The following is an 8,248-nucleotide window of genomic DNA, read 5'->3' on the forward strand; positions in this document are numbered from 1 at the left end:
TCATCATTGTTATAGGGCAATTATCTGGTCGATACTTGCAATGATATTCAATAAAAGCCGAGAAATTACAGTGACACCAATTATCTGCATGAATTAGTAGCGTCGTGGCATTCTTAAAAAAAGCCTGATTTTGCCGCAAGGAACTCGCTGTTCCCAGCAACTCAGGTTCAAAAACCTCTTTTATCCATGAAGCATACTGTGGGCGCTTAAGAAATTTAGATACAAGTTCTGATAAATAGTGGGTATTAACCACAGCATGATGAATGCCTATATCATCTAATGTCTGTAGCCAGTACTCTAGTAGCGGCCTACCGTTGATGGGCATTAAACATTTAGGCCAATTATTCGTTAGAGGCCGAAGCCGAGTCCCTAAACCTGCCGATAGTAGTAAAGCTCGAATATCAGGCCTTTGGTTCATCTAACCGAGCCTTACTCTCAGAAATAAAGTCTATGATCGATAAAAGCCAAATATGATGTGTCATTTCAACAACATTATAACTTTTACTGTCAACCCATAAATTAATATCACCCAACTGTCTCAAAGGGTTATCAGCCGTAAAGCCGGAAACAGTAATTATCCCGAGCTTCAATTTTGAAGCTTTGATCGCTGCGTTTAACATATTCGCTGAGCGCCCACTGCTACTAATTATGATAGCGAGGTCTCCCGGGTCTGCGTAAGCCTCGAACGCCTTTGACACCCAGTGCTCATAGCCGTAATCATTGCTGAAACACGTAATTAAGTCAGCTTCGTTGAAGTTCATTGCTCGAACCCCAGCTGACTTCAAGAAATCTACTGTTAGGTGGCTTGCCATAGCAGCACTCCCACCATTTCCAACAATCAACAACTTTCCCCCACTGGTGTGCGTACTCTGGATAACCGAAGCACATTCCCTTAGCAAGGCAGGATCTATTGATGAGGTCTTTTCACTGATTAGAGAGAAGTAATTATTAAAATAGTCGCCATTACTCATAATTTTTCTTATTTAGTTTTAGTACCGACGATAAAAATTCGCCATGATAGGTATCAAGATTGCTTAAGCAGGAATTCTATTTTAAATCATTAATTTTTATAACAAAAACCGAGTATAAATTAAGGAAATATGCTTATCAATCATCCTTACTAGGCGAGTCATATCTCCTCAGCCCACTGCACCACTCTCTAATCCTATCGTAAACCCAAAAAACACCCTAATTTTTATTTCGTTAAGGCCTGCTTATTGCTATATATTGTTAAATATATTCTATAAGAAGCTTTTCCTATGATTTCCTACTTCATACCCGACATGCCAGTCACAGATCAATTAATCCCCTACCTTAGGGAGATTGACGATAAGCGCTGGTATTCTAATTTCGGGCCACTCTATGAACGGTTTCAGCACAACTTAGCCGACAAATGCCTTAACGGTATTGACCCCAAGCGCCTAGCAATAGTCTCATCTGGCACTTCGGCAATTGAACTTTCATTGAAGAGCTTAAGCCTACCTTTAGGAGCTAAGGTACTTACCAGTAGTTTTACATTCCCCGCCACGATAGAAGCGATAATTAATGCAGGGTTGACGCCAGTAGTTTGTGACATTGACAAAGAGGGCTGGGCATTAACACCTGACATTGCCTCGCTCCAACTTAAGGAGCACAATATTGCCGCTGTCGTGCCAGTTGCCGCTTTTGGTACGCCGCTCTGCTCAGAAAGCTGGTCTATTTTCTGCCAGAAAACCGGCATTCCGGTAATCTTCGATGCAGCCGCAGCACTTGGCAATCAGAGCATTAGAGACAACATTATCTATGCTTTTAGTTTACATGCGACGAAGCCAATCGGTGCAGGAGAAGGTGGTCTTGTTGTCTGCCCTTCAAAAGAACATGCCTTACAGATCAAGAAAGCATCAAACTTTGGTTTTGAACCAGACCGCTCTATTCTTAGTGCGGGCGGCAATGCAAAGATTAGTGAATACCATTGCGCTATCGGCCTTGCGCAGCTTGACCGGCTTACCGAAATAATAAGTATACGAGACAGTATCTTTAAACATTACAAGGAAGCATTTAGAGCAGCAAAGCTACCCCTCTCTTTGCAAGCGGGAACTGACAAGTTCACCCCATCTAGCCTTTATGTCACGTTTGAAAATCAAAAAGCTGAGCAATTGTCTGAATTCCTTTATTCACATCAGATAGAATCTCGACGCTTGTACTACCCCTTGATCAATCAACATGCAGCTTTCAAACACAACACTATCGAAGCTAAAGGAGGGCTAGAACATTCAATCCGATGTTCTGAGAACGGCATTGCTCTGCCCTTCCACGCTTATTTGACACACGAACAAATAGATAATGTCACAAGAAGCATTTCTAAGTTTGTCGATAACCAAGCTTAAGCTAAGTTTTGATGATCTAGTTTCCGCATTAATGACTTTAGGAGCCACGCTTCAGGCTTAACTATGTACCAAATAAAAACTTATAGAAAAGCTCTTTTTCTAGATCGCGACGGTGTAATTAATATCAACCACGGCTATGTTCATCATTTTGAGGACTTTGAGTTTATCGACGGTATTTTTGCTTTGTGTAAACACGCTCAGAGAAAAGGCTATCAAATAATAATAATCACCAATCAATCAGGTATAGCTAGGAAGTATTACTCTAGGAAAGACTTTGAGACACTAACCAAACAAGTTAAAAAGAAATTCTGGCATCAGGGAATTAAGGTCACACAAACTCTCTACTGCCCACACCACCCCGATTTTAACCATACCTGCATCTGCAGAAAACCCAAAGCTGGCATGATATTCAAAGCGAAGCGGCGCTTTCATATATCTTTATCAAAGTCGGTTATGGTTGGTGACAGCATTTCGGATATGCGTTGCGCTCAACTGGCAAAAATCAAAAAACGCATATTGGTAACTCATGACAAGCCTATTGGTAATGGCCCACCTCTAAAACGTCCTGGCAATAAAACCTACTACCAAACAAACAGGCTTAGTGCCATTCATTCCATTTTATAAAGGTAAGCTAAATCACGTTGCTCTAGTTAGCTTACCTTTATTAGTCCACCATTTCTTGCAAATAGCACCCGTATTGGGTGCCACCAATACTGTTAATCTGAGATATTATTTGCTGCTTCGATAACCACCCACGCTTAAACGCAATCTCTTCCAAACACGCAATCTTATATCCTTGTCTCTCCTCAACAGTTTTCACAAACTGCCCGGCATCGATCAAGCTGTCATGGGTTCCCGTATCGAGCCAGGCAAATCCGCGCCCCAGCACTGTTACATTTAGCTGTTCGCGATCAAGGTAGGCATTTATTACGTCGGTTATTTCCAGCTCACCACGAGCTGAAGGTTTAACCCGGCTTGCTATGTCAACGACATCGTTATCAAAAAAATAGAGGCCTGTGATTGCATAATTTGACTTCGGCTCGCTTGGTTTTTCTTCGATAGACAGTACTTGGCCACTATCGCTGTATTCAATAACGCCAAAACGCTCGGGATCTTTGACGCGATAACCAAATACGGTTGCGCCACGTTCTTGCTCTACAGCCTGTTTAAGCTTTGGTGAAAAGTCTTGCCCAAAAAAGACGTTGTCACCGAGAATAAGGCAAACCTTTCCGGAGCCGATAAACTCTCGACCAATAAGAAAAGCTTGCGCCAAGCCTTCTGGCTTCGCTTGCTCAGCGTAACTGAGTCGTAGGCCAAAGTTTTCACCATTGCCCAATAGGTTCTGATAACTCGGTAAATCTTCGGGAGAAGAAATGATTAGAATATCTCGAATTCCCGCTAGCATTAACACAGACATCGGATAGTAAATCATCGGTTTGTCATAGATCGGCAATAGCTGTTTAGAGACGCCTCGGGTTATTGGATATAGTCGCGAACCTGCGCCTCCCGCTAGAATAATCCCCTTCACTCAATCACCTCCCCACACTCTTCTTGTTATTTAGGCTATTTGCTAGTTTCAAACTGGCGCATATACCATGCAACCGTCTTACGCAGACCAGAGTCAAAACTCTCTTTGGGGCGCCAGCCCAAGTCTCTGGATATCTTGGTCGCGTCAATTGCATAACGCTGATCATGACCAGGCCGATCTGTAACATGAGTAATAAGGTCTCGATAAAACGCAACGCCTTCGGGCTTGCTAGGCGCTAAATCCTCAAGGATTTCGCATACCTGATTAACGACCTCTATATTTTGCTTTTCCTGATTACCACCAACCACGTAAGTTTCACCAACCTTACCTTCACTCAACACACAGTACAACGCACTTACATGGTCATCAACATATAACCAATCTCGAACTTGCTTTCCTTCTCCGTATACAGGCAGTTCTTTGCCACTCAAAGCGTTTTTTATAGTTAAGGGGATGAGCTTCTCAGGAAACTGGTAAGGGCCATAATTATTTGAGCAGTTACTTAACAATATAGGCAACCCATAGGTCCGATGCCAAGCCCTTACAAGATGATCAGCACTCGCTTTTGAGGCAGAATACGGAGAGCTGGGTTGGTATGAACTTTTTTCATTGAACCTCCCTTCACCTATATCCCCAAACACTTCGTCGGTCGAAACATGATGAAAACGAAAGCTTTGTTTAGCATCATTGCTTAAGGAGCGCCAGTACAAACGTGAGGCCTCTAGAAGCTGATAGGTTCCAACGATATTAGTTTGAATGAAGTCGCCCGCTTCAGCGATAGAACGGTCAACATGAGATTCAGCCGCCAAGTGAATAACAGCATCGGGCTGAAAGGAATCAAAGCAAGACTTCAAAAGAGCGCTATCGCAGATATCCCCTTCCACGAAGGTATAGCGCTCATCACTTTCTATAGCTGAAAGCGATGCTAAAGTTGCAGCATACGTAAGCTTATCAAGGTTCAAAACCCTGTGTTTGGTAGTATTTACAAGATACCGAACTAAAGCCGAACCGATGAACCCTGCCCCACCCGTTACCAATATATTCATTTAATTATCTTTCCTAATGCTTTGATCTCGCATGATAATCTAGCAAATTTAGACATGATGCAATAATAGATAGTTACATGCATGCTATTTAACAATCGTAAACTTGTATAGTTCGATAAAGATTCTCATGAACTGAAGCGGTCATTCAGTTTTTCTTTTACTACTTCACCTGGAAACCTGATGTATGGCACGGTCTTCGCTTATTAGGGATAACTACCTTAGATAATACAAAAAAGCGGAAGAGGTTTACCTAATATGAGTCCTACTACTCCTAAGCTCCAACCAATCGTAAATGAATTCAGCGATTGTGAACGTTCTGATATTGCACGCCTGCTTATCCACGCGAATGACCTCTACAAGATGTATAACAGTACCGATACTGCTGTTGAAGACAAGAAGGTTTCTTTGGATAAGGCTTTCAAGCTGATCACTGAAGTCATCAACTTCGACCCGAACAACGCGCCGGCAATGAACCTACTTGGCCGCATAGAGCTTGATAGAGGGAATGTTTCTGCCGCAAAAGAACTATTTGATAAGTGCTTGGAGCACTCGCCTGAAAATACACAATACCTGACGAATCTAGGTTATCTACATATAATTTCTGAAGAGCCTGAGTTAGCAATCAGACAGTTCGAAAAAGCACTTTCAATTGATAATGGCAATAAGAACGCATTTCTAGGTATGGCCAGAGCTCATCATGCACTTGGCCACTTCGATGTCGCTTACCTGCATTATCGATCTTTAATCAATCATGGCTATGATGACATTACGATCTTGCATGGCATGCTTAACTGCTGCCCACATATAAAGATAGAATCTTACAACACTCAGCTTGAAGCTGATTTGTTTTTGCTTCTGTCAAAGAGCGAACTGGCTTTAGATAAACTTGCCGGATTCGCTGCGGCATTGCTAGTCAAAAAATATGATTTAAGTAATCCAAATGCGACGATTGAAATGCTTGAAGTCGCAAAAGACCCCTTAGTGTATTACTCCTTACTAAACTGCATTTTACCTGATCCGCATGTTGAAGAATTTATAACGCTATTGCGCCAAAGCATTTTGCTAGAGTGCGTTGAGTCAGGCACCCTTCGGGATGATCTACAAGTGCTAGCTATCGCGATTGCTGTTTATGCGGAGCGTACTAACTTCGCTTTAATCGTTGATGAAGTTGAAGAGGAAAAAGTCGAGCTAATTGATCAATCTCTTCAACATACCCTCCAACACCAGTGGGAAGTTGATGAGGTAGCCGGCGCATTGATTGTTGTGGGTATGTATAAGGCATTCTTCTCTCAGACTTATGCAGTTAACTTAACAGCGCTGGAACTAGATCAGTGGCCATCGGCATTATTACCCTTAATGGAGTCATCCCTATATCGTCGAGCTGAGCGTGAATCTTTCAAGCAGCAGTTCCCAGAAAAGAAAAGTGAACTGCTAACTAGTAAAGATGACTTACCGGGGCCATTTCCAAGGCGGCAAACAATCGACTTTTTTAATCAGCAGTCCTTGAAGCAGGAACTAATCAATAACTTCCAGCTGCCAGAATCGGAACTGCCAGAACGCTTACTGCTATTAGTTGCAGGCACCAATGCTTCTCAACGTGCGCTTGAGTATGCTAATCACTTCAACGATGTTGATGTCCTCGCCCTTGAAAATAGTCTAGAGAACCTAGCTGAGTGTCATCTAAAAGCCCATCAAAAAGGCTTATCTAATATAGTGTTTTGGCCACAATCATTAGCAAAACGTTTTCTTGAAGATGGAAACCAAATTCATTTTGCATCAATCTCAGCTGAAGCGCCGATAGTGGACGCAGAATTTATTGAATTAGTTAAACGCCAGCTTTGTACAAACGGCATGCTAAATATAAAACTGTGTGAATCTCCGGATAACGCGAGTGCAGATATTGAAACGCTGGTTGCTAAGCAAGGTCTTCGTAATACCAGCGCAAATATCAGAGCTCTAAGATCCACCATTCTCGCTGACAAATACAGTGCTTATTGGGAAGGTTTGATTAACGAAGAATATTTCTATTCCATTGATGGATGTCGCCAAGCATGGTTTGGGAGCAATGACCAAAAACCTGTACTGAATACTGCTATCGAACTTAGCAGCAGTTCTGACTGGCAGCTAAGTAAAGTGCTTAACCACTACGGGAAAGCCGTTTCAACCGCTTTGGCGAAAAAGAATTTACTGAAAATAGCAAAAACCAAGCAAATAAATCATGACTACTCAATTTATTTAGCAAAACGCTAGCAATATTCAGCTCAAACTTGGCCAAGATCATGCGCTAAGTTTGAGCTATAACTTCCTTCCAACGCTCATAGTCAGCCACTTCGTCAACGTCCCACGAGTCAGGAAGCACTTGATAGCTTAGTCCTATCCGACTGCAGCAACTAAGCGTTTGCTCCAGCGCCTTATCACTCCCCCACTCAACACCATCGAGCCAATTACCATTAACTCGGGCCAGAGCTTCTCTGCGTAAGGCTAGTAATACATAACCACCATCTTCTGCGGGTATGATCGCCACGTCATGCTCACTTAATGAATCTTTTACAACTTTCAGGTCAGATACAGTGACATTCGGACAATCACTGCCAATAATCGCAACGCTCTGATAATCAACTAAACTACGCTCAAGGGTATCGCACATTCGCTCACCAAGATTTTCCCCTCGCTGTTCGTGGCAGTCTAAACCTTCTTCTGCAATTAGTGCCTTAAGCTTTTTATGGGCATTTATAGATTCTGCTTCAAGCGAGTCAAACGAAGCACTCTTTTGATCAAACCATAACTGATAGTCACAAGCGATACACTGACTAAATCTTAAAGCAATATCTGCAACAAGCTCCATATGAATAGATAGCGCAGCCTCCTCACCCAAGACTTTCGCAATACGAGTTTTTACATGCCCCAACAAAGGACGCTTAGCAAACTGAACAAGTAAAAACTTTCTCACAGTTACCTCTGCTCAATATTTAAATTATTAGCTCTTCTATCAGGCCAGTCGAATGTTGTTTTTGGCCGCTGGCAGCATATATGGCCAGAAGCTAGACTTAATTCATTATAATCGGCGCGAAGAAATCGTCATTTTTGTTTATACTCAAACCTCAATCTTCAATTCGTTACGGGTAATCATGTCGCAAAGTCTTAAAGCAGTCTCTTTCAATATAGCATGGCAAGAAAGCTTTAAAGAAATTCAGTGCTATGAGGACAAGCAAGTCAATCAAGTATTGCGCGCACTACTGAGCGATAAAGAACTTATTTCCGTGATCAAGAGCCTATTCAAGTCAGACGAAAATCAAGCGCCGATTCAA

9 protein-coding genes are annotated in these 8,248 nt (G+C 42.3%); 4 read left to right on the forward strand and 5 right to left on the reverse strand.

The features are described 5' to 3' along the window. Positions 1–418: nucleotidyltransferase family protein (locus A3757_RS11345; protein ID WP_156506284.1), on the reverse strand; the 418-nt coding region annotated here is incomplete at its 3' end. Then, positions 402–971: an SIS domain-containing protein gene (locus A3757_RS11350; protein ID WP_068739635.1), complete on the reverse strand. Its 570-nt coding sequence runs from the start codon at positions 969–971 to the stop codon at positions 402–404. The genes A3757_RS11345 and A3757_RS11350, both read right to left, overlap by 17 nt. 288 nt (positions 972–1,259) lie before the next feature. Here A3757_RS11350 and A3757_RS11355 point away from each other — a divergent pair, with 288 nt between their 5' ends. Beyond that, positions 1,260–2,366 (forward strand): DegT/DnrJ/EryC1/StrS aminotransferase family protein, encoded by a 1,107-nt coding sequence (locus A3757_RS11355; RefSeq protein ID WP_068739637.1) that lies wholly within the window; start codon positions 1,260–1,262, stop codon positions 2,364–2,366. A gap of 63 nt (positions 2,367–2,429) precedes the next feature. Next, on the forward strand, positions 2,430–2,990 hold the full coding sequence (gene gmhB, locus A3757_RS11360) for a D-glycero-beta-D-manno-heptose 1,7-bisphosphate 7-phosphatase (RefSeq protein ID WP_068739639.1): 561 nt from the start codon (positions 2,430–2,432) through the stop codon (positions 2,988–2,990). A gap of 40 nt (positions 2,991–3,030) precedes the next feature. On the opposite strand, the gene rfbA is transcribed toward gmhB, so the two are convergent. Then, positions 3,031–3,894, reverse strand: a complete 864-nt coding sequence (gene rfbA / locus A3757_RS11365; RefSeq protein WP_068739641.1) for a glucose-1-phosphate thymidylyltransferase RfbA — start codon at positions 3,892–3,894, stop codon at positions 3,031–3,033. Positions 3,895–3,929: 35 nt separating this feature from the next. Beyond that, on the reverse strand, positions 3,930–4,940 hold the full coding sequence (gene rfbB / locus A3757_RS11370; protein WP_068739643.1) for a dTDP-glucose 4,6-dehydratase: 1,011 nt from the start codon (positions 4,938–4,940) through the stop codon (positions 3,930–3,932). 255 nt (positions 4,941–5,195) lie between these two features. Between rfbB and A3757_RS11375 the strand changes: the two genes are divergently transcribed. Then, entirely contained in the window at positions 5,196–7,190 is a 1,995-nt protein-coding gene (locus tag A3757_RS11375) for a M48 family metallopeptidase (protein ID WP_068554826.1), read from the forward strand. A 34-nt stretch (positions 7,191–7,224) separates the two neighbouring features. Here A3757_RS11375 and A3757_RS11380 read toward each other — a convergent pair whose 3' ends face one another. Beyond that, positions 7,225–7,890: a TIGR04282 family arsenosugar biosynthesis glycosyltransferase gene (locus A3757_RS11380; protein WP_068507183.1), complete on the reverse strand. Its 666-nt coding sequence runs from the start codon at positions 7,888–7,890 to the stop codon at positions 7,225–7,227. A 52-nt stretch (positions 7,891–7,942) separates the two neighbouring features. On the opposite strand from A3757_RS11380, the gene A3757_RS11385 reads away from it, so the two are divergent. Further along, on the forward strand, positions 7,943–8,248 hold a 306-nt coding region (locus A3757_RS11385), incomplete at its 3' end, for a hypothetical protein (protein ID WP_156506285.1).

The sequence above is a fragment of the Oleiphilus sp. HI0117 genome, assembly GCF_001635235.1.

Excerpts from the sequence above, each read along its gene's own strand:
- gmhB (WP_068739639.1), top strand. The coding sequence starts at position 2,430 with ATGTACCAAATAAAAACTTATAGAAAAGCTCTTTTTCTAGATCGCGAC.
- rfbB (WP_068739643.1), bottom strand. The coding sequence starts at position 4,940 with ATGAATATATTGGTAACGGGTGGGGCAGGGTTCATCGGTTCGGCTTTA.
- A3757_RS11355 (WP_068739637.1), top strand. The coding sequence starts at position 1,260 with ATGATTTCCTACTTCATACCCGACATGCCAGTCACAGATCAATTAATC.
- A3757_RS11350 (WP_068739635.1), bottom strand. The coding sequence starts at position 971 with ATGAGTAATGGCGACTATTTTAATAATTACTTCTCTCTAATCAGTGAA.
- A3757_RS11375 (WP_068554826.1), top strand. The coding sequence starts at position 5,196 with ATGAGTCCTACTACTCCTAAGCTCCAACCAATCGTAAATGAATTCAGC.